At 60.6% G+C, this 20542-nt stretch carries 22 protein-coding genes, 1 tRNA gene and 3 pseudogenes; 9 read left to right on the forward strand and 17 right to left on the reverse strand.

Annotated features, from left to right (window positions below):
- Positions 1 to 958 precede the first annotated feature (958 nt).
- From QNJ43_RS17550 to QNJ43_RS17580, 7 genes and pseudogenes are all read left to right on the forward strand, one after another.
- Positions 959 to 1351 (forward strand): annotated as a pseudogene (locus QNJ43_RS17550) (spore coat U domain-containing protein); the annotation flags it as partial.
- Positions 1352 to 1361: 10 nt separating this feature from the next.
- Positions 1362 to 1838: a fimbria/pilus periplasmic chaperone gene (locus QNJ43_RS17555; RefSeq protein WP_300471857.1), complete on the forward strand. Its 477-nt coding sequence runs from the start codon at positions 1362 to 1364 to the stop codon at positions 1836 to 1838.
- A gap of 125 nt (positions 1839 to 1963) precedes the next feature.
- The gene (locus tag QNJ43_RS17560; protein WP_300471858.1) at positions 1964 to 2359 is read left to right on the forward strand and encodes a hypothetical protein; all 396 of its coding nucleotides are present in this window, start codon (positions 1964 to 1966) and stop codon (positions 2357 to 2359) included.
- A 38-nt stretch (positions 2360 to 2397) separates the two neighbouring features.
- Positions 2398 to 2961: a fimbria/pilus outer membrane usher protein gene (locus tag QNJ43_RS17565; protein ID WP_300471859.1), complete on the forward strand. Its 564-nt coding sequence runs from the start codon at positions 2398 to 2400 to the stop codon at positions 2959 to 2961.
- A complete protein-coding gene (locus QNJ43_RS17570) occupies positions 2873 to 3895 on the forward strand; it encodes a fimbria/pilus outer membrane usher protein (protein ID WP_300471860.1) in 1023 nt (340 codons plus the stop codon). Before QNJ43_RS17565 ends, QNJ43_RS17570 begins: the two co-directional genes overlap by 89 nt.
- Positions 3896 to 4046: 151 nt before the next feature.
- Positions 4047 to 4526 (forward strand): spore coat protein U domain-containing protein, encoded by a 480-nt coding sequence (locus QNJ43_RS17575; RefSeq protein ID WP_300471861.1) that lies wholly within the window; start codon positions 4047 to 4049, stop codon positions 4524 to 4526.
- The gene (locus QNJ43_RS17580; RefSeq protein WP_300471862.1) at positions 4469 to 4990 is read left to right on the forward strand and encodes a spore coat U domain-containing protein; all 522 of its coding nucleotides are present in this window, start codon (positions 4469 to 4471) and stop codon (positions 4988 to 4990) included. The genes QNJ43_RS17575 and QNJ43_RS17580 overlap by 58 nt, the downstream gene beginning before the upstream one ends.
- A 181-nt stretch (positions 4991 to 5171) precedes the next feature.
- On the opposite strand, the gene QNJ43_RS17585 is transcribed toward QNJ43_RS17580, so the two are convergent.
- The 3 genes from QNJ43_RS17585 to QNJ43_RS17595 form a co-directional block, all read right to left on the reverse strand.
- Positions 5172 to 5248, reverse strand: a tRNA-Pro gene (locus QNJ43_RS17585).
- Between the two features lie 89 nt (positions 5249 to 5337).
- Entirely contained in the window at positions 5338 to 5514 is a 177-nt protein-coding gene (locus QNJ43_RS17590; RefSeq protein WP_300471863.1) for a hypothetical protein, read from the reverse strand.
- A 63-nt stretch (positions 5515 to 5577) separates the two neighbouring features.
- The gene (locus QNJ43_RS17595) at positions 5578 to 6216 is read right to left on the reverse strand and encodes an O-antigen ligase family protein (RefSeq protein WP_300471864.1); all 639 of its coding nucleotides are present in this window, start codon (positions 6214 to 6216) and stop codon (positions 5578 to 5580) included.
- A gap of 100 nt (positions 6217 to 6316) precedes the next feature.
- Here QNJ43_RS17595 and QNJ43_RS17600 point away from each other — a divergent pair, with 100 nt between their 5' ends.
- Entirely contained in the window at positions 6317 to 6496 is a 180-nt protein-coding gene (locus tag QNJ43_RS17600) for a hypothetical protein (RefSeq protein WP_300471865.1), read from the forward strand.
- Between the two features lie 137 nt (positions 6497 to 6633).
- Here the strand turns inward: QNJ43_RS17600 and QNJ43_RS17605 are convergent, their stop codons facing one another.
- The 6 genes and pseudogenes from QNJ43_RS17605 to QNJ43_RS17635 all read right to left on the reverse strand — a co-directional run bounded on the left by QNJ43_RS17605 (position 6634) and on the right by QNJ43_RS17635 (position 10153).
- Entirely contained in the window at positions 6634 to 7314 is a 681-nt protein-coding gene (locus QNJ43_RS17605; RefSeq protein ID WP_300471866.1) for an exopolysaccharide biosynthesis polyprenyl glycosylphosphotransferase, read from the reverse strand.
- 42 nt (positions 7315 to 7356) lie between these two features.
- Positions 7357 to 7452, reverse strand: coding sequence for a hypothetical protein (locus tag QNJ43_RS17610; RefSeq protein ID WP_300471867.1), 96 nt, complete (start codon positions 7450 to 7452; stop codon positions 7357 to 7359).
- Complete coding sequence (locus QNJ43_RS17615; RefSeq protein ID WP_300471868.1) at positions 7449 to 7922, reverse strand: hypothetical protein; 474 nt, start codon at positions 7920 to 7922, stop codon at positions 7449 to 7451. The genes QNJ43_RS17610 and QNJ43_RS17615 overlap by 4 nt, the downstream gene beginning before the upstream one ends.
- Complete coding sequence (locus QNJ43_RS17620; RefSeq protein ID WP_300471869.1) at positions 7859 to 8173, reverse strand: hypothetical protein; 315 nt, start codon at positions 8171 to 8173, stop codon at positions 7859 to 7861. The genes QNJ43_RS17615 and QNJ43_RS17620 overlap by 64 nt, the downstream gene beginning before the upstream one ends.
- Positions 8174 to 8238: 65 nt before the next feature.
- Positions 8239 to 9462: pseudogene (locus QNJ43_RS17630) on the reverse strand (glycosyltransferase family 4 protein).
- A gap of 151 nt (positions 9463 to 9613) precedes the next feature.
- Positions 9614 to 10153 (reverse strand): polysaccharide biosynthesis/export family protein, encoded by a 540-nt coding sequence (locus QNJ43_RS17635; protein ID WP_300471871.1) that lies wholly within the window; start codon positions 10151 to 10153, stop codon positions 9614 to 9616.
- An 801-nt stretch (positions 10154 to 10954) separates the two neighbouring features.
- On the opposite strand from QNJ43_RS17635, the gene QNJ43_RS17640 reads away from it, so the two are divergent.
- Positions 10955 to 12514: a GumC family protein gene (locus QNJ43_RS17640; RefSeq protein ID WP_300471872.1), complete on the forward strand. Its 1560-nt coding sequence runs from the start codon at positions 10955 to 10957 to the stop codon at positions 12512 to 12514.
- Between the two features lie 927 nt (positions 12515 to 13441).
- On the opposite strand, the gene QNJ43_RS17645 is transcribed toward QNJ43_RS17640, so the two are convergent.
- The 8 genes and pseudogenes from QNJ43_RS17645 to QNJ43_RS17680 form a co-directional block, all read right to left on the reverse strand.
- Entirely contained in the window at positions 13442 to 14062 is a 621-nt protein-coding gene (locus tag QNJ43_RS17645) for an FtsX-like permease family protein (protein ID WP_300471873.1), read from the reverse strand.
- 21 nt (positions 14063 to 14083) lie between these two features.
- Positions 14084 to 14566 carry a hypothetical protein gene (locus QNJ43_RS17650; RefSeq protein WP_300471874.1) on the reverse strand — a complete coding sequence of 161 codons (483 nt, stop codon included), beginning with the start codon at positions 14564 to 14566 and terminating at the stop codon, positions 14084 to 14086.
- Between the two features lie 78 nt (positions 14567 to 14644).
- Positions 14645 to 15349, reverse strand: coding sequence for an ATP-binding cassette domain-containing protein (locus QNJ43_RS17655; protein WP_300471875.1), 705 nt, complete (start codon positions 15347 to 15349; stop codon positions 14645 to 14647).
- Positions 15350 to 15856: 507 nt separating this feature from the next.
- The gene (locus tag QNJ43_RS17660) at positions 15857 to 16234 is read right to left on the reverse strand and encodes a hypothetical protein (RefSeq protein ID WP_300471876.1); all 378 of its coding nucleotides are present in this window, start codon (positions 16232 to 16234) and stop codon (positions 15857 to 15859) included.
- Between the two features lie 277 nt (positions 16235 to 16511).
- Positions 16512 to 17239 (reverse strand): annotated as a pseudogene (locus QNJ43_RS17665) (alkaline phosphatase).
- Complete coding sequence (locus QNJ43_RS17670; protein ID WP_300471877.1) at positions 17236 to 17667, reverse strand: alkaline phosphatase; 432 nt, start codon at positions 17665 to 17667, stop codon at positions 17236 to 17238. The pseudogene QNJ43_RS17665 and the gene QNJ43_RS17670 overlap by 4 nt, the downstream one beginning before the upstream one ends.
- Positions 17668 to 18457: 790 nt before the next feature.
- Positions 18458 to 19867, reverse strand: coding sequence for a type I glutamate--ammonia ligase (gene glnA / locus QNJ43_RS17675; protein ID WP_300471878.1), 1410 nt, complete (start codon positions 19865 to 19867; stop codon positions 18458 to 18460).
- Positions 19868 to 20032: 165 nt separating this feature from the next.
- Positions 20033 to 20371: a P-II family nitrogen regulator gene (locus QNJ43_RS17680; RefSeq protein WP_300471879.1), complete on the reverse strand. Its 339-nt coding sequence runs from the start codon at positions 20369 to 20371 to the stop codon at positions 20033 to 20035.
- Positions 20372 to 20542 lie beyond the last annotated feature (171 nt).

Here is a 20542-nt window from a genome sequence, read left to right on the forward strand (position 1 = left end):
CGTTGCATCCGTCGGTGCTCTGAAGAGTGAGCACATGCTGGACTTCGGTCGGGCAACAATTTCGGCCGAGGTCCAGCACGTGCGCAGGAGCGTTGCGGGCCGGCGCCATACGGCAACTTCACGCAGAAAAAGAGATGATGTTCGTGAGTGAATTCGAACGGCGAAGCGCTGTCCGTTGGGTTTACTGATAGCCATCGACATGTCGCTGCCGGAGGGGAGGATTCCACCATGCTCCTCATCTATGGCAGCGTTTTTTTATAAATAATTATAGAATCAACGAAATATGATAAGCGACAAAATAATATAATTGGAATCCGTTTGAAAATATAATAGTCGCACTTAATCACAGTAAAATTGAAATTATTCAAATATATTAAATAAGAATACATAAATGTAAATTAGATATAAATTTATTTTCCATTATTTATATTTTTTGACAATGCAGAAAAATATAAAATATTTTCTTGTGTGGATAATCTCGGTTATTTAGGCAGAAATGTGATCAATATGACGAATAGAGAGGTCTGAGACCAGTCGCGTGAAGTTAATTTAATTGAAAATTTTATCTATAATATATAAGTCGGTACGAATGCGAGCGGTAATATACGATGTTAGAAATGTAGGGTTGTGAGGAATATTAAGAAATATTTATAGTTAGGCGCAGGTTGTGCCGTATGGTTGTATGTTGCCTGTACCTGAATGATCTCCGAACGATCGTTGTCTTCAAAGATTTTTCAGCTAGCTGAAGGAAGTCATGCTGTTTCACGGAAGCGATCTGCAATTAATTTCCTCGAGCAATAAGGCCGTGTCGCTCAAAACTGCAAGATCGAAGGAAGTAGAACATATGAAAATAAAATTCATCGTATCCACCCTTAGTTCAGTCGGTCTCGTATGTTCTGCTCCTGCTTTTGCTGGGATGGTCGACGATACGTTCAATGTGTAGCTTACAGTCTCCGATGCATGCGAAATTACCACGATTAGCGACTTGGCATTCGGTAGCGCCACGCTTATCAGCGACGATGCAGAAGGGACGACGGAGATCGGTGTGACCTGCACCGATGACATGTTGCTGAACATCGGTCTGGATGCCGGCACGACGACCGGTGCAACAACGTCTCAGCGTCTACTGACCGATGACTCCGACACGCTCAACTACAATCTTTATACGGACAGCGATCACACCGACGTCTGGGGCAATACTGCCGGGACCGATACTGTCGATGTGGATGTTGACGTGGGAACGGAGCAGAAGGAAACGATTTACGGTCTGGTTCCCAGCGGGCAGACGGCGACGCCGGATGACTATTCCGACAAGATCACCGTCACCGTTACTTATGCCGATCAGAGCTGACGGCTTGCATATGGTGAGGTGTGATGCTCCGGCCATGTGTCGGTCGACATTGGGTCTCGTCGCGGGCGTGATCTTCTGTCTGGCGCTTCTCGTCGGTATGGCGGCAATGCCGGTATCCGGCGAGGCGGCTACACTGCGCGTTTCGCCCACTCGGATCCACGTTCACAATGGCGCCCTGACGGCGGCATTGCGGATATGGAACGATGGCAAGGACACGATGAACGCCCAGGTCAGGGTCTTCGCGCTCGTTCAGAAGAACGGCAAACAGGCCCTGATCCCGACCCGAGACGTGGTCGCGAGCCCTCCGCTGACGAAGTTGACGCCGAAGACCGAGAACATCACCCGATTGGCTCGTGTTGCCAAGACACCCGTCGCGGCAAAGGAAACGTATCGGGTGGTCGTGGACCAGTTGCCCAGTGGCAACCCGACCAAGTCGGGAACGGTCGAGGTTCTCATCCGTCAGGTTATTCCGCTTACATTCGAGTAGCTTCCTGTTCAGCAAGCGACTTAGTGCGGCGGCCGGTTTGGCACTGGCCGTCGCACTCTCGGGCGTCACGCCGTCTTTGGCCGCCGGAGAAGGTCTCGACTTGTCTGTTGATGCGGGACGACGGGATGATCGACCCAATGAGGATCCCGAATGTCGACGTGCAGTACGATGATGACAATGCGCAGTTGGCCGTAGACAAGAGTTCCAGCGGCGCGGTGCTGAACTACACGCTGAACGGCAGCGGTTCATACGGGCTCGACGATTCAGAATTCGACTACAACGGCGTGAGCGGCATCTTTGACGGCTGGATCTTCAGTCGGCTCGGCGTTGCGGAAAATTCGTTTTCGCTGACCGGCGGGGAACTGCGGCGGCTGACGAGCGCCTATACCTATACCGATCCGAAGCGTCTGACGGTGTTCACGGCAGGTGACTTCACCACCTCCGCGTTGACCTGGAGCCGGTCCTCGCGACTGGTTGGTTTTCAGAGTTCAAGCGCGATTTCGATCTCCGCCCTGATCTGATCACCACGGCGGTTCCCGGCTTTTCGGGAAGTGCCGCGGTGCCGTCTTCGGTCGAGATCTATCTGAACAACGTCCGGCGCTTTTCGAAAAGCGTTCAGGCCGATCCCTTCAATGTGATCGATATGCCGGTCACGACAGGCGCGGACGAAGTCCGCGTCGTGGTCACGGACGAGAACGGCAATTCGACCGTGACGAAGATCCGCTTCTTCGTTTCCGACCGGTTGCTGAGCCCTCATCTGCTCGACTACTCGTTCGAGGTCGGGGTCCCCAGAACCGGATACGGCACCAGCCATGACAGCTATACGGACCGCGTGTACGGCTCTGCGAGCCTGCGCTACGGCCTGACGAACTACCTGACCTTCGAAAGTCATGCCGAGGCCGGCAGGGTATGGCCTGGCGGCGCGGGGCTTGCGTGGAGCCTCGGGCCCTGGGGCGTCATGACCCCTTGCTGGCGCCGCGAGCACATCTTCCGGCCACACCGGCGTTCTGCTCGACAGCTCGGCGCAGGTTCAGGTGGGACGCATTCGCCTGAACGGACGGATCGAACGCACCTCCGCCGATTTCGCCCACATTGCCTCGCTCGTCGCGAAGGATGTGGATGACGACGACGAGTTCACCGGCAGCATGACGCGGGCCCTCAACCAGGTCTCGGTGTCCTTGCCCGGCTTCACCGACAAGTTGAATTTCAATCTCGTCTTCACCGATCTGAAGATCGCCGACAGCACGCACAGCCGCGTGCTGAGCGGAACATGGAACCGGCCCTTCGGCAAAACTCACGTCTCGGCAACGGCCTATGGCGATCTCGTCGACGATACGATCGGCGGCTATCTCAACGTCTCCTTCCGGCTGGGCGAGCACCGCTTGCTGGCCAGTTCCTCCCTGGAAGTGGAGAGCGACGGTGTCTCGGTCGTTCAGATCCTCACGCATCCGGCGCGTGACGAGGTCGGCGAGACGGTCTGGTCACTGCAATTCAGGGAAAGCGACAACCCGCAGATGCGCGCGTCGGGATCAACGAAGATATCTGTGGCGAAATTTACCGACACCTATCGGCAGAGCGCCGATGTAGCCTGGGCGACGGCCAAGGTTTCGGAATCGGTCGTCGCTGCCGCGGGCGGCATATTCTTCGGCAATCGCATCACGGATGCTTTCGCCATTGTCGATGCAGGGGCTCCGGGCGTGAAGGTCACACGGGAAAACAGAACTGTCTCGCGCACCGGGGCGAACGGCAAGGCGCTCGTGGAGGGCCTGCGGTCCTACGAAAACAACCGCATCGGCATCGATACCTCCAATCTGCCGCTCGATGTGAATGTCGAAAAAACCAAGATAACGGTCGTGCCCGCGGACCGGTCCGGCGTGATGGCACGCTTCACGGCGCCGGAGGAGGGGGGGGCAGTGCCCTGGTCTCCTTCATCGACGCAACGGGCAAGCCCCTGCCCATGGGGACCACCGGTACGGTTGGACAGTCGTCGATCTTCGTCGGCTATGACGGCGATGCCTACATTTCCGGTCTCGGCAAGCACAACGTTACCGATCTGACTTTGCCGCGCGGTGGGACCTGCCGCGCGGAGTCCTATTATGCGACGAAAAAAGGGCAGCAGGTCTTCATCAGAGAGGTTCTGTGTCGATGAAACGTTCCGTATCCGAACGTGCTGGCAAACGCGCTGTCAATCGCGTCGGCGAACGGGCTGTGGCAAGGTCCCTTCTTTGGGGCCTGGCATTGGCGCTTTGCGTCTGGTTCTCGCTGCCGAGCGCGCCTGCGGCAGTTGCAACCTGCACCATCAGTTACGCGACGCTCGCCTTCGGCGCTGTCGATACCCTGTCGTCCTCCTCCAACGCGACGACGACCGACATCACCGTCAGTTGCTCGGATATTTCCAACAGCACGGTTTCGGCCTGCGTCAATCTTGGGAGTGGACCCGAGGGCACGGCTGACAGTCTCCGGTTGATGAGTTCTTCCTCCGATGAACTCGAATACGGGCTCTATCAGGACGAACCCGGCTCCACCGCCTGGGGTGGCGTCACCACGAGCGGCCTCGGTGATGCGAAGTCTCTCACCCTGACCGCAAGCAGCGGCTCCGCATCAGAGGACATCACCATCTACGGAGAGAGGTGCCGGGCAAGCAGGAAACGGTCACGACGGGTAGCTATTCGGCAACCGTCACCATGACGCTGGCCTACGCAGACGGTGAGACCGTGGATTGCGATTCCCAGAGTGGCACCACGAGCGCGACGGGGACGTTGACCGTTTCCGCAAGCGTCGACGCCAACTGTCTGGTCGATGCGAGCGACCTGAGTTTCGGCGAGACCGGAGTGATTTCCGAGCCGATTGAATTAAGTGCCGATATCTCCATCACCTACACGCCGGGCGCTAGCTACTCCGTCGCGATGGGGGACGGGCTCTACTATTCGGGATCGAGCCGCCGGATGGAATCCGACAGCGGAGATTACGTGACCTACGGCCTTTATCAGGACAGCAGCCGAAGTACCGAATGGGGCAACACGACATCCGTCGATACGGTCGATGGAATCGCCACCGGCGATGACGATCTCGTCGTCTACGGCCTAGTGCCGGCCCAGAGCGCGACGGCGGGGGATTACAGCGACACGGTCACGGTTGTTTTCAGCGATTGAGCCGCCCTGTGCTCTAAAGCGCAGGCTGAACGGCGAAAACGGGCTTCATCTGTCGGTGCGGCGTCCGTCGTGCCCGGCCGACCGGGCGAGCAATACTTGGGGCCGAAAAACGGGTGCAATCCCACGCGGATCGGAATCCACGACATCCCGACACAAAACATATCTGATTTTTTTGAGAAAATGGTCGGAGCGGTGGGATTCGAACCCACGACCCCTTGACCCCCAGTCAAGTGCGCTACCAGGCTGCGCTACGCTCCGACAGGATCTCCCCTAACCGCTTCGCCGCGCGGGCGCAAGGCCGATCACGTTTCACTTGTGCGAAAGTCACCGTTGGTTGCACTGCAGGATTAACCGGCGCTGGTATCCACGCCCGCCGATGCGGTCTTGCGTCGGGCCGCCCGCCTGTGGGCCGTCTCGCGCGCGATCAGGCCCCAGGCAAGGCCGAGCAACAGGAAACTGTGCCGCCAATGATCCATGTCGATGATCAGCGCATTCAGCGCATGTCCGACAAGGGCCAGAAACACCGCGATCGCTATGCCACGCGTTGCCCGAGGCTGGAAGATCAGCGGAAACAGCCGTCCCAGGGTTCACTTCATCAGAACTGGCCAGGCGATGCCGCTGATCCAGCCGTAGGCCATGAACGACTTCAGGTACATGTTGTGCGAGTCTTCGGTGAACGTCTTGTAGAATTGTAGTGGTCCGATGCCGAGCGGCCGCTCCCCGGCTAGTATGAAGCCCAGGGCGTACCGTGTAAACCGGCCGAGATGGAAATCGTCATAGGACTGGACCAGCTCCGCGCGCTCGGCAAAGAGCGTTCCGATCGACGACGTGTGCACGGCGACAATCAGCGCGAGGATGCGCAGGCGGAAGAGGGGATTGCGCTCGGTGATGAAGATCAGGAAGCCGACGCCGGTGACGGCGGTTATCGCCCAGGTTGTGCGCGAAAACGACAGGAAGAGCCCCGCCAGCAGCACGAACATCACCCCGCAGAGAAACAGGCTGCGCGACAGGGGGCGTAGCGGCCGCATCAGGATCGTGTAGGTGAGCCATGTCGCGGGAAAGATCAGGAAGGGGCCGAAGACGTTCGGATCCTGGAACGTGCCCTTGGCGCGCCCGTAGAGCGTGAAGATCTCCGCGCCCGGAACGAGGCCGAAATAGCCGACGATGCCCGCAAGGGCCGCTAGCACGGCGCCGCAGATATAACCCGCGACAATCGCCTTCAGCATACGTTATACGTTCGCTTGCCGCCGTGACTGCGGCGAAGAAGATCACGGAGACGATCAGGTACGCGGTCGTTGCCATGTACATGGGAGCAACGGCCAGGCTGTGCACCTGCGTCGTGGCGAGGATGCCGCCGGAGATATAGGCCAGAAGCAGGATGATGAGCGGGGTGATGGTGCGCGGCAGCAGCAGCCCGCACAGGAAGGCGATGCTGGCGGCTGCGACCACGAGGAGATCGTAGGGCGTGGGCTCGTCGGTGACGAAGAAGCCGGAAAAGGCGCATAGCCACAGGACGGCGGCACCGATCAGCGACAGCGGCAGCGGCAGCACGCTGTTCAGGGGCACCTTGTCCCCCGAAGCCCGCCGCCCGGAAGACCGTGATCCGTCTCCGGCGAGGGCGCCTGTCCGGGCCGCCACGTCGCTCAAAATGCGTTCTCCGTGTTGAACAGGCGGAACGGTGTCAGGAACAGAATGTAGAGATCCAGCCCAAGCGACCAGTTTTCGATGTAGTAGAGATCGCTTTCGATGCGATGCCGGATCTTGTTCAGCGTGTCGCATTCCCCGCGCCAGCCGTTGATCTGCGCCCAGCCGGTGACGCCCGGTTTCACCTTGTGGCAGTCGAAATAGCCGTCGATGACCTGATCCCACAGCTTGTCGTCGGTATTGGCGCCCAGCGCATGCAGGCGCGGGCCGACGAGGGATAGGTCACCGCAAAGGACGTTGAAGAGCTGGGGCAACTCATCGATCAAGGTCTTGCGGATGAACCGGCCGACGCGGGTCACGCGCGGGTCGTCGCGCGTCACGGCCTTGCGGGCCATCAGATCCTCCTGATCCACGAACATTGAGCGGAACTTGAGGACCTCGATCACCTCGTTGTTGAAGCCGTAGCGCTTCTGCTTGAACAGAATCGGGCCGGGGCTCATCGCCTTCACGGCAATGGCCGTACTGATCATCACCGGCGACAGCAGCACGATCGCCATGCTTGCGAAAAGCAGATCGAAGACGTGCTTGCACAGGGCATCCCAGTCGGTGATCGGCTTGCTGAACATGTCCAGCAGAGAAACCTTGCCGATGTAGCTGTAGGAGCGCGGGCGGAAGCGCATCTTGTCGGAATGGGCCGACAGGTGAATGTCGATCGGCAGGATTCAGAGTTTCTTGAGAAGCTGCAGCAGGCGCTGTTCGGCCCTCAGCGGAATGGAGACGATGAGCAGGTCGATGCGCGTCAGCCGCGCGAATTTCACCAACTCCGCGATGGTGCCGAGCTTGGGATATCCGGCAACGATGGGGGAGAGCGATCGTCGAAGATCCCGCAGATGTGGATGTCATTGTCGGACTGGGATTCCAGCTCCATGATCAGCTCTGCCACGGGTTGTCCGTCGCCGACGATGACCGCGCGCCGCTCAAGCCGTCCGTCGTCGGCCCAGTGGCGCACCATCGCGCCGAGCACGGCGCGCGAGCAGACGAAGAAGATGAGCTCGCCCACATACCAGGCCATGAACCAGACGCGGGAATAGGTGTCGCCGAGCTTCAGGAAGAACAGGACCAGCGCGAAAAAGGCGAAGACGGTCGTCCAGGCCGCAAAGATGCGGCCGAGCTGGGTGGCGTAGGAACGGAAGGCGGTGATGTGGTAGCCGTTGGCCGCCTCGATCAACCCGACCGCCAGCAGCGACCCGGAGACAAGCGGTATTCCATAGTAAGCGTTGACGGGCACGCCCGGGTAGACATAGCCGAAAAAGCAGCCGAGAACCCGATCACGAACAGCGCCGGCCCTTCCGCGATGCGGACCAGCGAGGTCAGCACCGGGATCGATATCTGTCGGGTCGACAGCAGGCTCGCCACTTCCAGGACCCGCGGGCTCAGTTCAACTTTGGCCGGAGCGTCGGTTTCCTCATGCAATTCCCCCGCATGCGACTGGATCGTTTGCTTGAACCGCGTCTGGAAATCATCCTTGACCATATTCATTCCAGGTTTCCCCCCTGTCGGTTCCCACTCCGCTTCCCCGTAGGGTGGATTGGCGTACCTTTTGACTATCCCTTTGATCCGCCGGCCATAAGCGGCGGAACATCGGATACTTTGTCGTGGACGTGTCCCGATGGCGTTCCCGTCTCCACCGCCACGTCCCCCGCGGCATAGAGCGAGAGAACGCCGCGCGACATACGCGCGAGCGAGAAGTCCCGCGCGATCAGGTCGCGATGGGCGTCGGCCTTGGCCTGCGCGTCTGTCGGATTGCTCAGGGCGTCCTGCATGGCGGTCGCAAGGGCGATGGAATCGCCCGGTGCGACGAGGTTCTGCTCGCGACCGGCGAAGATTTCCGGAATGCCGCCCACACGGGTGGCAATCACCGGTCGTCCGGCGGCAATGGCCTAAAGCACGATGTAGGGCAAAGATTCAGCTCGCGATGGAATTATCACGTTACGCGCCATGGCAAACGCCTCGCGCACCGGCATGGGCCCGTGGAAGGTCTCCGACTCTCCAATGCCGAGGTCGTGCGCCATCTCTTCATAGCGCATTCTCTCCTCGCCGGAGCCGACCATGTGGGCGGTTGGCGTGGTCCCGCACGCCTCGCCTATGGCCGTCAGCGCCAGAAGGAAGAGATCCGGCCCCTTGAGATCGCGGAATTCTCCGATGAAAAGGAAATCGCGGGCCTCCGCGCCAAGCGTCACGGGAGCGAGTTCGTCCGGCCTGAGGCCGTTATGGACGGTGGCGTGGGGAATGCGCGGCGGGTGGATCTTGGCCGCGTATTGCTCCGCCTCGTAGTTGGAGACGAAGCACAGCCCGTCGCAGATATGCTCCAGCGTGCTTTCCACGCCGAAGTAGATCCGGCCCGACAACGTTTTCCGGCGATAGTGGAGCGAGCCGCCGTGCGGCGAGTAAAAGCGCCGTGTCTTCACAACCCGGAGGCGCGCAGTAGCGTGCCGAGCGCGCGCGCATAGGTGCCGCCCTTGGCGCCGTGTTAGTGCAGCACGTCCGGCCGCATGGCGCGCAGGTTGCGATGGCTCGTGCCATTGCGGTGATATCGGCAGGAGAGGGCATGTGGCGCATGGGAATGCGCACAAGGTCGAGTTCGAGGTCTCTCCGGCAAGGCGGTCCAGCCGCATTTCGGCGAAATCGTCGCCGGTGGAGGCATCGCAAATGAGGCCAACCGCATGGCCTTCGGCGCGCTGGGCGGCAATCAGATCGCACACATGGCGGAAAGCTCCGCCCACCGGCGCACGCAGGCAATGCACGATCCGCAAGGGGTGCGCAGTCATGGCAAGGCTCCTGATCGTGTCGTCCGCCCAGATCTTTGCGATCTCTGATCGTGCCGACGGACGCTTTCCTGTCAGGAAGAAGCCTAATGCTCGAAGATGAGCCCGCAGTTAACGTGCCAACTGACCCATGTCAAAAGGAGCGATGTTGCAGCTAGAAAAGACGCTCGCGGACATAGACCGTATCACCTGGCCGCAAGGGGGCGGAGAGGGGGACGCGACCGGTTATGATCTTGCCGTCGATCTGGCGGGTGACGTCGACGGTGTTCTGCTGGGCACGGGGGGTGAAGCCACCGGCGATCGCGATCGCCGTCTGTGCCGTCAGGCCTGCCACATAGGGGTACTGACCGGCGTTGCGCACTTCGCCCATGATGAAGAAGGGACGATAGTGGTCGACCTCGACGGAGACGTCCGGATTACGCAGAAACCCACGGGAAAGCTTGGCTTCGAGGATCTTTTCCAACTGCGCGGTGGTCTTACCCCGGGCGGGAACATCGCCGATCAGCGGCATGGAAAGCGTGCCGCCCTGGTCGATCGTGTAGGTGCGCGAGAGCTTTTCCTGATCGTAGACAACAATGCGCAACCGATCTCCGGAATCGACTTGATAGGGTTCGGTCAGCACCTCGTGAAAGGCCGCCGGAGGACGGCGATAGCTGCTGCATCCGGCCATCAGAACGGACAGGCCAAGGACCATGAAGATTAAGGGCACGCATATGCTGAATTTTCCCTATTCCGACTGCATCTAACTTTCCCGAAGTAGGGTTAATGTTAGGTAAAGGATCTAGGCGGTGTTTTAATTGATCGGTGGGCAGTTTACCGCGGTTCGCCCCGCAAAACGGCGGAGGACGGGAATTCCGGTCAAATGAACGTTTCGACTCACGTATCCGAGATTTTTACAAAGTATTAATTATCTATATTTTCTAAATACCGGGCTTTAACACTCCGATTTTATTAACATAATAACAATCCTGCAAGGCAATCAGGAGTAACGGGTCGATGGTGCGGGAGTATCGCATGGCAGATGAGGACGTCTCTGTCGACATCAAGGTATTGGGACGGGCGTTGGGCTGCTTTGTGCGCCGGCTGATCCCGCTCGTCTTGCTGACGGCTGTGGGCACTGTCGCCTCGATGCAGCTCATCACTCCGAAATCCCGCGGCCAGGCGAAGGTTCCGATCGAAAGCCGCAGCCCGATCTATCCCGGAACGGAAAACGGGATGGACAGCGAGCGCGCCCGTGTACTGCTCGATCAGGAGGGTGTCGCCAGCCAGGTGCAGCTCCTCAACTCCTACGATCTCGCCCGCCGCGTCGCCAAGGATCTGAAGCTTGCCGACCGCACCGAGTTCAATTCCTCTCCCGCAGAAAGGGATTCTCTGCTGCACGATCTGTTGCGGCTGACCGGCTTTGACCGCTCGAGCCGACAGACGTCGGTGGAGGAGCACGTTCTGGAAACCTATTTTGAGCGGCTGACCATCTTCCAGGTGGAAAAAAACACGTGTGATCACGGTGGAGTTCAACTCCCGCGATCCGGAGCTTGCCGCCGAAGCCGCCAATACGATCGTGCGCGAATATCTGGATCTGCAGACCTCAGCCAAGCGCGACAACACCGAGGAGGCCGCCGGTAGCCTCGGCCCGGAAGTGGCGCGGGTGCGCGAGGATGTGGAGAAGGCCGAACACGCGGTGGAGGATTTCCGCTCCGCCAACAACCTGCTGCTCGGCTCCAACAAGGTGACGCTGGTTCAGCAGCAGATGGCCGACGTCAACACCCAGCTCGCTACCGTCCTTGCGCAGAAGGCGGAAGTGGAGGCGAAGGCGGAGCGGTTGCGCTCGATGCTGAAGCACGGTTCTCTCGATTCCGCCTCCGATGTGTTGAACTCGCCGCTAATCCAGCGCCTGCGCGAGCGTCAGGTCGCCCTGCAGGCGCGCGTCGCGGAGCTTTCGACCTCGCTCCTGCCGAACCATCCCGACTACCGCGCCGCCCAGCGCCAGTTGAACGACCTCAAGGCCCAGATCGTGGCGGAGGGGCGCAAGATCTTGGCGGGGCTTGAAAACGACGTGCGCGTCACCGCAAGCCAGGTCACGTCGCTGACGGCGAGCCTCAACCAGCTCAAGGCCGAGGTCGCCCAGAACAACGGCGCGTGCATTCAGTTGCGCGATCTGGAACGCGACGCCAAGGTCAAGGGCGCCCAGCTCGAGGTGCTGCTGCAGCGCTACCGCGAACAGGAAGTGCGCGTGAGCGCCAGCGGTCTTCCTGCCGATGCGCGTCTAATCTCTCGCACCACCGTTCCGCACAAGCCCTATTCGCCGCGCGTGATCCCGATCACCGTGCTGGTGGCGCTGGCCGTTGCCGTTTTGGCGATCGCCTACATCCTGATGCGCGAATTCATGGTCGACCCGGTGCTGGTACGCTCCGGCGGAGGCTCGCAGGAGGGCGACGAGGAAGCCGAACCTGCCGCTCCGCGCACGGTGAGGACATCGAGGCGCCGCAGGTGCCCGTCATTCCGATTTCCGACGTCGAGACGGATCCGGTCCACCGATGACAACGAGCCGGCCAGCTGCGCGGCGATTGCGCTGCTGCGCGCGGCGGTGAGCGACAATTCCTGTCCGATCCTTGTCGAGACGGCGAGTGAACCGCGTTTCGATCTACCGGGCGCGCCGAAGGACAAGCCGCGGCTGGGCTTTGCGGATCTCCTGAGCGGGGAGGCGTCCTTCTCGCAGGTGATCATGCGCGATCCGCGCTCGCGCGCCCACGTTGATCGACGGCGGCGTGCATCCCCTGAACGACGAGGGGGCGGGGCTGCCGATCTTCGATACGGTTCTGGAAGCTCTGGAGCATACCTACGATCACATCGTGATCGATCTCGGCCGGCTGATCTCCTCGATCGTGACCGCAAAATTCCTGTCCCACGCCGATCATGTGGTGCTTGTGGCAGGCGATCATTCCGGCGGTCCCGCGCTCGCCGTCTTCTGGAAAGCCAGACCGGCGCGAACCTCTCCGTCTTCGCTCCCGAAAAGCGCGAGACGCTCCCGCTGGGCGAGCGGGACATGGCGACCTGAGCGGGGAAGTGGTTCCGTGGTTGGCTAGGTGACGGGCTCTCGTCCCTCTTGAAGTCAGATCCTGCATGAGCATGTTTTGCTCGGAACTGTCATCCCCGCGCAAGCGGGGATCCAGCACCCCGTGAGGCCGGCATTTCCAGTCGTTCGAAAATCCGGTGGTTACTGGTTCCCCGCCTGTGCGGGGATGACAATCGTGCTTGGGCACTGTCCCCGGGCACACACCGCTCCATCCCATCCCATCCCATCCCTTGAAAGCCACCGCCCTTCAAACGCGAAAACTCTGCGACCGGCTTGGTCGCAGGGTCTTTTCCCTGTGTCCGTGCTTTTCGAATAATGCGCCGGCGTTTATCGCTCCTGGGCGCTGTCGTCGACGGACATCCTCATCGGGTCAGCAGAGGTAATGCAGTTCCGACTTTCGCTTTCGTGCGCGCGTCCCGGGAGGTCCTTCCGCCAAAGAAGCCTATGGGCCTTGCCCGCGTGTATTAGCAACGCTCAGTGAAAGCACTCCCGATTATTCACAAGAACGCTCAGCAGAAAAATCTGACTGCTAAAATATTTATAGATTTCTCGTGGGTGTGTGGGTGTCTAGACCCATGCGCCGATTAAACGGCGCTCAGGTCTTCAATCTATACTAGCCGGCAGTGTCATTATTTCCCGATCTCCCGCTCCCTGCCTGCGGCTCTGATTTGGTACTGATAAGGCGGCTTGTCAATCATGCAGGAAGTGGCGATGTTTCCCCTGCGACACTTTGTGACTATATATGGTAAAAAAGTACGGATGATGGCCGGCCAAAAAAGAGGCGACCCGAAGGTTGCCTATGGAGTGATTCGGGTATGATCACGATCCGCAATGAATCGGAACGAGGGTGACTGTGCTGCAAGCCCATGACGGGGCTATGACATTGCATTCCAGGATGTGCCGGGCTCCTCAGCGTAGCGTATCGAGCACGGGTTTGCGGTAGAGAAGGGCGGCGGGAACCGTGGCGATGGCCATGCCGATGACGATGATCGCCGCGACCAGCAGAAGCTCGGAACTCCCCAGCGTGGCGTCGAGTGCGATGCCGGTTTGTGCGGTGAAGGCGGCCGAGATCGCTCCCGCAAGCCCCATCCCGATCGCCAGCCTCACAAGCGCGCCAACGGCGACGATCAGCGCGACATAGCTCCAGATGGTGAGGAAAATGAAAGAACGCGGCGCCCCCAGGGCGCGCAGGACGGAGAATTGCATCCGGTAGAGCCGGAGCAGCACCATCACGCCCGCCAGAATGGCCACGATCACCAGCGTTTGCGTCGCAATCGCTATGACGTTCATCAGCGAGCGCATGTCGCCAAGAAGCGCGTAAAGCTCCACCAGCACCTCCGCCGGGAAGAAGGCTGTGCTGTCCTCGGAGTGGTAGAGATTGCGCAAGCCGTAGGCGGCCGCAATCGAATCCGGCTTGACCACCAGCGCAGGCACGCCGGGAAGCTGGTCGGCAACATAGGGTGGGCCGACCTGTTCCGATCCCTTGCCGTGGCCGTTGGGCAGGTTGTGAACCTCCCAGGTCAGCTCCACCGGCACGGCGATCGCCGTATCTCAGGGCGAGCCGGTCGGCTTCATGCGCCCGACGACCTTGATCTCTACCCCGTGCTCGTGCTCCAGCTCCAATGTGTGATCGTGCCCGTGTGTCGGGTGGAAGGTGTCGTCGATCTTCAACGGCGAGGCATAGCCGACGACGGCTTCCGCGTGTTTTTCGGAGGTGCGGCCTTCCGCGAGCTTTCCGCCCGACAGATGGGTGACGAAAGCCGGCACCGAGCCGACGACCGGGGCACCGTCATGGCTGTCGCCGAAGGCAATCGGGGCGACGATTTCCGCATGCGGCTCGGCAAAGGCGCGCGCGACGACTTCGGGCTTCAACAGTTCGATGGAACCGATGCACAGGAAAACCGCCTTCAGCATGGCGTCCGTCTGGCTGCCGGGGGCGGCGACAACGAGGTCGAAACGGCCGGCCGCATGCGTGCTGCCGCGTTTCAGGGCGCACTCCTGGGAGGTGATGGCGACGCCGAGCGCCACCGCCACAGCGATCAGCGCGACGAAGGTGGGGGGTGGTGACCGGATTGCAGCGGAGCGTGGCCAGTACTAGCGGGAAGGGGTTCATCATGCCGAGGCCTCCGCAAGTCGGGTGTCGCCGGACATCTCGCTCAAGTGGCCGCGCTCCAGATGAAGGACGCGGTCGGCGCGCTCGATCAGGATCGGGTCGTGACTGACGGCCAGAACCAGCCGTCCCTCGTCGCGTAACAGGCGTTTCAGCGTGTCCGACACCAGCGCGGAAGCCTCCGCATCGAAGCTGGCGGTGGGTTCATCCGCCAGAACCGCGGGGGGATCGAAGAGGAGCGCGCGGGCGATGGCTGTGCGCTGCTGCTCGCCGCGCGACAGCAACGAGGCGTGACGGCGATCTGTGGGAACGTGCAAGGCGTTGAGCAGCGCATGTCCGCGCTCAACAAGCGTGCGCCGGGAGGCCGTACCGCCGAAATGGGTGGCGAGCGTCACATTGGCGAGCGGCGAGAGTTCCGGGATCAGATGGAAATCCTGAAAGATGAAGCCGGTCGTCTCGCGCTGCCAGCGGTCGCGTCGGGCTTCCGACAGGGCGTAGATATCCTGGACCTCGTGGCGCACGGTTCCGGCCGTGGGTCTCAGCAATCCGGAGAGCGCATAGAGCAAACTCGACTTACCGGGCCCGGACAGCCCGGTCACGACGACCAGATGCGCGGCTGCCAGATCGAGTGCGGGCAGTTCCAGCACCGTGAACGGACGGTTGCCGTCGTCGCGATAACTGAGTGGGAGATTTTCAATTTCGAACATGAGCTTAGAGCGTGTTGTTGAATCTGGTTCGGAAGCGTCTGTCAGTTCTGCCATGGGATGAGAGTGCTGACTTCACCTCTCCCATGGGGGAGAGGTCGGCGCGTATGCGCCGGGTGAGGGGGGGTCGAACTCTCGTGGATACGGGGCACCCGACACCCCTCACCCCAGCCCTCTCCCCGTGGGAGAGGGGGCGGATACGGTGACTGGACAGTGCGGGCGGGTAATCGGCGGAAGTTCGTCCGTGAGATCGAGGGCACGCTATTTGCCCAGCAAAGGCTGTCATCCCCGCGAAGGCGGGGAATCCAGTACCCACAGGATCGTGCTCCGGGAACCGGCCGCAGGCCTTTGTGCAAGCATGCGGAAATTCCGCCAAAGCGAGAGGTCTCTGGAATACTGGATCCCCGCCTTCGCGCGGATGACAGCCTTTTGCTGGTGGCAGGCTTTGGGAGGTCATGTCCCACCGGTTCTCGTTTTCCTGCACCCCATCTCGCTGTTATCATCATCGCGCTACATCTTCTCGAACGAAGCGGAGGTGACCCGCACGCGGGAAACGAAGCCGATTTGCGTGTCGGTGTAGGTGCCGAGTTCCAGTTTGCCGTCGACCTCGATGGGCACGTTGAATGGCACCACGTCGATGATCCCGTCGGTGTAGATGACGATGATGTCGTCCGGCCAGTCGGCCTCGCTCTCGCAAAACGGGCAGACCGCCATGGGGCGCGAGGTCAGGACGAGGAATTTCGACTGAGCCTTCAGCGGCGGCGCCATGTAGCCGCGCACGAGGATGTCCGTTCCCTCGTGCTCGCGGGCATAGGGCGAGAAGCTCAGATCCTTGTTGTAGAAGTCGCGGATGCGCAGTGGCTCGCGGGAGGCGTGGGTCTGGCACAAGGGAAGGGCGGCAAGGAGTAGAGGGGCGGCGGCCGCCGCTAGGGACCGGCGGCGGTGCATGGTTTTCGCGTCCTGATCGTGTGGAAATCTATCTCTCGTTCGTCATTGCCCGGCTTTGTCCGGGCAATCCATCGGGTTGCGGCATGTGCGGAGCGCGCTGGATCCCCCGGACGAAGCCGGGGGATGACGGGAGAGGCAAGGAGAAGGGCGCGAATGATGCGCTCTTCTCTCAATGTCTCTTCCCGGTGTCTGATCTGGGGTGATTACCCGTGATCTTTTATTCGCCGTTATGGGCGGCGTAGTTCATCACGTGGAAGATGTAGTTCTGCTCCACGGTGCCATCGAACAGGTGGGACCACGGGCCCTTGGAGTAGATCGCCACGTCTTCGCCCGAGTGGGTCTCGGAGGAGAGCGGGATCAGGGCCTGCTGGACGTAGTCCTTGTCCTGAACGATTTCCTCGTCGATCATCGGACGCGCGCCGGAATAGGTGCCATCGTCCTGCTTCTTCAACACCGAGCCGACGCCGTTCAGGTAGCCGACGACGGTGTAGGGGATGCCGTCGTCGCCGCGAAGCGGCTCGGCCGCATGCTTCTTGCCCTTGCCGTCGACGTCGTAACACAGGCCATAATAGCCGTTGAAAGCGATGGCGTGTTCGTGGTCGGTGGTGACGATGATCAGCGTGTCGGCGTCATCGGTGAGTTCTTCGACAGCTTCTTGATGGCGGCGGCGGTCATCTCGGCCAGCGAAGGTTCGCCGGTGCGGTCGGCCTCGTACTTCATGTGCGAGGACTCAAACAGCCCGATGACCGGCTTGTCGCTGTCGAGGTCGAGCGCCTTGAAGGTATCCTCGTTCCAGGCGTACTGACCGCCGAGACCTTCGATCTCCTTGATGATGTCGCGTCCGTCAGTGCGCTTGCCGGACTTGCCTTCGTCATCCTTGATGTCCTTGGGGATGAAGTGGCAACGGCTGCCGCCGAGCGCGATGTCGATCACGCCGGCCTTCATCTGGTTAAAGAGCTGCGCGGCGATGTCCTTCTGGGCCGTGCAGCCCTCCAGCAGCTTGGAATTGTCTTCCCAGTTGCCCAGTTGCGGTTGGCCGTCTTGGCGTAGACCGCGGCCGGGGTCGCATGGGTAAGGCGAGCGTTGGAGATGACGCCGATCGACTTGCCTTCGCCCGAGACGATCTCGGCAAAGGTCGTCAGCTCATGACCGGTGACGCCGGCGCAGTCGCCATGATCGGCCGACGGGTCGATGTTGATCATGCCGTTCTTCTGCTTCACGCCGGAATTCATGGCGCCGGCGGTGGGCGCCGAATCCGGAGTCTGGTCGTTCGTGGTGTAGGTCTTCACCAGCGCCAGATGTGGGAAGGTTTCCTGCGGCTGGACGTATTCGGAGCCCAGCAGGCCCTTCTGCTGACCGGAGAACAGGCGCACGGCGTAGTTGGTGCCGACGCCCTGACCATCCGCGGTGAACAGGATGATGTTCTTGGCGCGGTGGGTGTTGGGCTGCTTGGCGAGGTTGGCGGCAAGCGTGTCCTGGCTGATCTTGAATCACGGGCTGTCGGCCTGCGGCAGAGCGTCCTGCGCGGTCGCACAGGAAGACGCTATCGAAGCGCCGGCGAGCAGCGCGGTGACGAAGAGTTTCATGTCAATATTTCCCGAATCGAATGCATGGTTCGCCGGGCGGTCATGACCCGTCGTCCGACGATAGAGAACCGCCACATCCGCCCGGTGACAGTCGGATGACGGTGGGGCAGAGACTTGTGAATGATGCGGGGGAAAGGGCGGCCGCGGGGTGTTTTGTGCGCGGTTGCGATGGCGCTGGTCGCGCGTAAGGGGCCGGTCGGTGCGTCAGTGCCGTCCTCGGTTCTTCATGGCGGTTCGGTATGCGGAAGGACCATGGCAATCGCGCTCGCAGCGCGCAAAAGACCTGCCTGAAGGGCGCACGGTTTGCCCCGACTATCATCCCCGCGCAGGTCGGGATCCAGTAACCACATGGTTTTGAATATGGAATTTGATTGCCACCGTCTCGAGGTGCTGGTTCCCCGCCTGCGCGGGGATGACAATGGTGCCTGTGGCTCTCTAAACGGACAGATGCCGATATTTCCGGGTGGGAAAGACTGCGGAACAAGCGCCACAGCGGGCCCGCATACGAAAAAGGGGCGCCGTTTCCGGCGCCCCTCGAAACCCTCGCGATGATCGCGAAAGTCTGATCGCTTGAGACTCAGACCGAGTAGTACAGGTCGAACTCGACCGGATGAGGGGTCATCTCGTAGCGCATGTTCTCTTCCATCTTCAGTTCGATGTAGGCATTGATCTGATCGTCGTCGAACACGCCGCCGGCCTTCAGGAACTCACGGTCGGCATCGAGCGATGCCAGAGCCTCACGCAGCGAGCCGCAAACCGTCGGGATGTCCTTCAGTTCTTCGGCCGGCAGGTCGTAGAGGTTTTTGTCCATCGCGTCGCCGGGATGGAGCTTGTTCTTGATGCCGCCGAGGCCGGCCATCAGTATGGCCGAGAAGCCCAGATACGGATTGGCGGAGGGATCCGGGAAACGGACCTCGACGCGCTTGGCCTTCGGAGAGGAGGCCATCGGGATACGGCAGGAAGCCGAACGGTTGCGCGAGGAGTAGGCCAGCAGGATTGGCGCTTCGTAACCCGGAACCAGACGCTTGTAGGAGTTGGTCGAGGGGTTGGTGAAGGCGTTGATGGCCTTGGCGTGCTTCAGGATGCCGCCGATGTAGTACAGGCAGGTCTCGGACAGGTCGGCATAGAGGTTGCCGGCGAAGACCGGATCGCCGTCCTTCCAGATCGACTGGTGGACGTGCATGCCCGTGCCGTTGTCGCCGAAGACCGGCTTCGGCATGAACGTGGCCGTCTTGCCATAAGCCGCGGCAACCTGGTGCACCGCGTACTTGTAGATCTGCATCTTGTCGGCCTGACGGGTCAGGGTGTCGAACTTCATGCCGAGTTCGTGCTGAGCCGCAGCAACCTCGTGGTGATGCTTCTCGACCTCGATGCCCATCTCGGCCATCACGGTCAGCATCTCGGAACGGTAGTCCTGGCCCTGGTCGATCGGGGGAACCGGGAAGTAGCCGCCCTTGGTGCGCGGACGGTGACCCATGTTGCCGGCTTCGTACTCGGCGCCGAGGTTCGTCGGCAGCTCCATGGAGTCCAGTTTGAAGCCGGTCTCGTAGGGTTCGGTGGAGAAGCGGACGTCGTCAAAGACGAAGAACTCGGCTTCCGGGCCGACGAAGACGGTGTCGCCGACGCCCAGCGACTTCACGTAGGCTTCCGCCTTCTTCGCGGTCATGCGCGGGTCGCGGTTGTAGGCCTCGCCGGAGGAGGGCTCCAGGATGTCGCAGAAGATCGCCATCGTGGACTGCGCGAAGAACGGATCGATATGAGCCGAATCCGGATCGAGCATCAGCGTCATGTCGGACTCGTTGATCGCCTTCCAACCGGCGATGGAGGAGCCGTCGAACATCACGCCTTCGGCGAACATGTCCTCGTCGACGAGGGAGCAATCCATGGTGACGTGCTGCATCTTGCCGCGTGGATCGGTAAAGTGCAGGTCAAGGAACTTCACGTCCTTGTCTTTGATTGTCTTGAGGACGTCGTTGGCAGTGCTCATTTGACCTTCCTGGAATTCTTAAAGGATTGAGCGTTGGTGGTGAAGAGGCGTCCGTCCGGTCGGCGTTTCCTGTTAACCGGCTTGATGCGGACGCGAATCGAAAACTCTCGAATGGCGGACTGCGGCCCAGAAGGGACCAGCCGATAGATCTCCCCGGTAAAGGGATCAAATCGCGTAGTCGCCTATCTCGCCGGTACGGATGCGAACCGCATCTTCAATGTTGAGAACGAAAATCTTGCCGTCGCCGATGCGGCCGGTCTGAGCGGAGGTACGGATCGCCTCCACGGCCTTCTCGACAAGGTCATCGGTCAGCACAATCTCGACCTTAACCTTCGGCAGGAAATCGACCACGTATTCGGCCCCGCGGTAGAGCTCCGTATGGCCCTTCTGGCGGCCGAAGCCCTTGGCCTCGGTGACGGTGATGCCCTGCAGACCGACCTCCTGCAATGCCTCCTTCACTTCGTCTAGTTTGAAGGGTTTGATGATCGCTTCGATCTTCTTCATCGCCTCCCTTTCTCTGGGTTCATGGTAGCGGGCGTTCTCTGGGTTCATGGTAGCGGGCGCGAAGTCAGTCCGGCCCATCCCTTCGCCTCGGGGTGAAAGCAGGGTTCGTGCCAATAATCCGTTTTCGCTGCCGAATGACGCATTGCGAGCGAATACGCCTGATTTTCGAGC

The organism is Breoghania sp. (assembly GCF_030066895.1).
In the GTDB taxonomy this organism is placed as follows: domain Bacteria; phylum Pseudomonadota; class Alphaproteobacteria; order Rhizobiales; family Stappiaceae; genus Breoghania.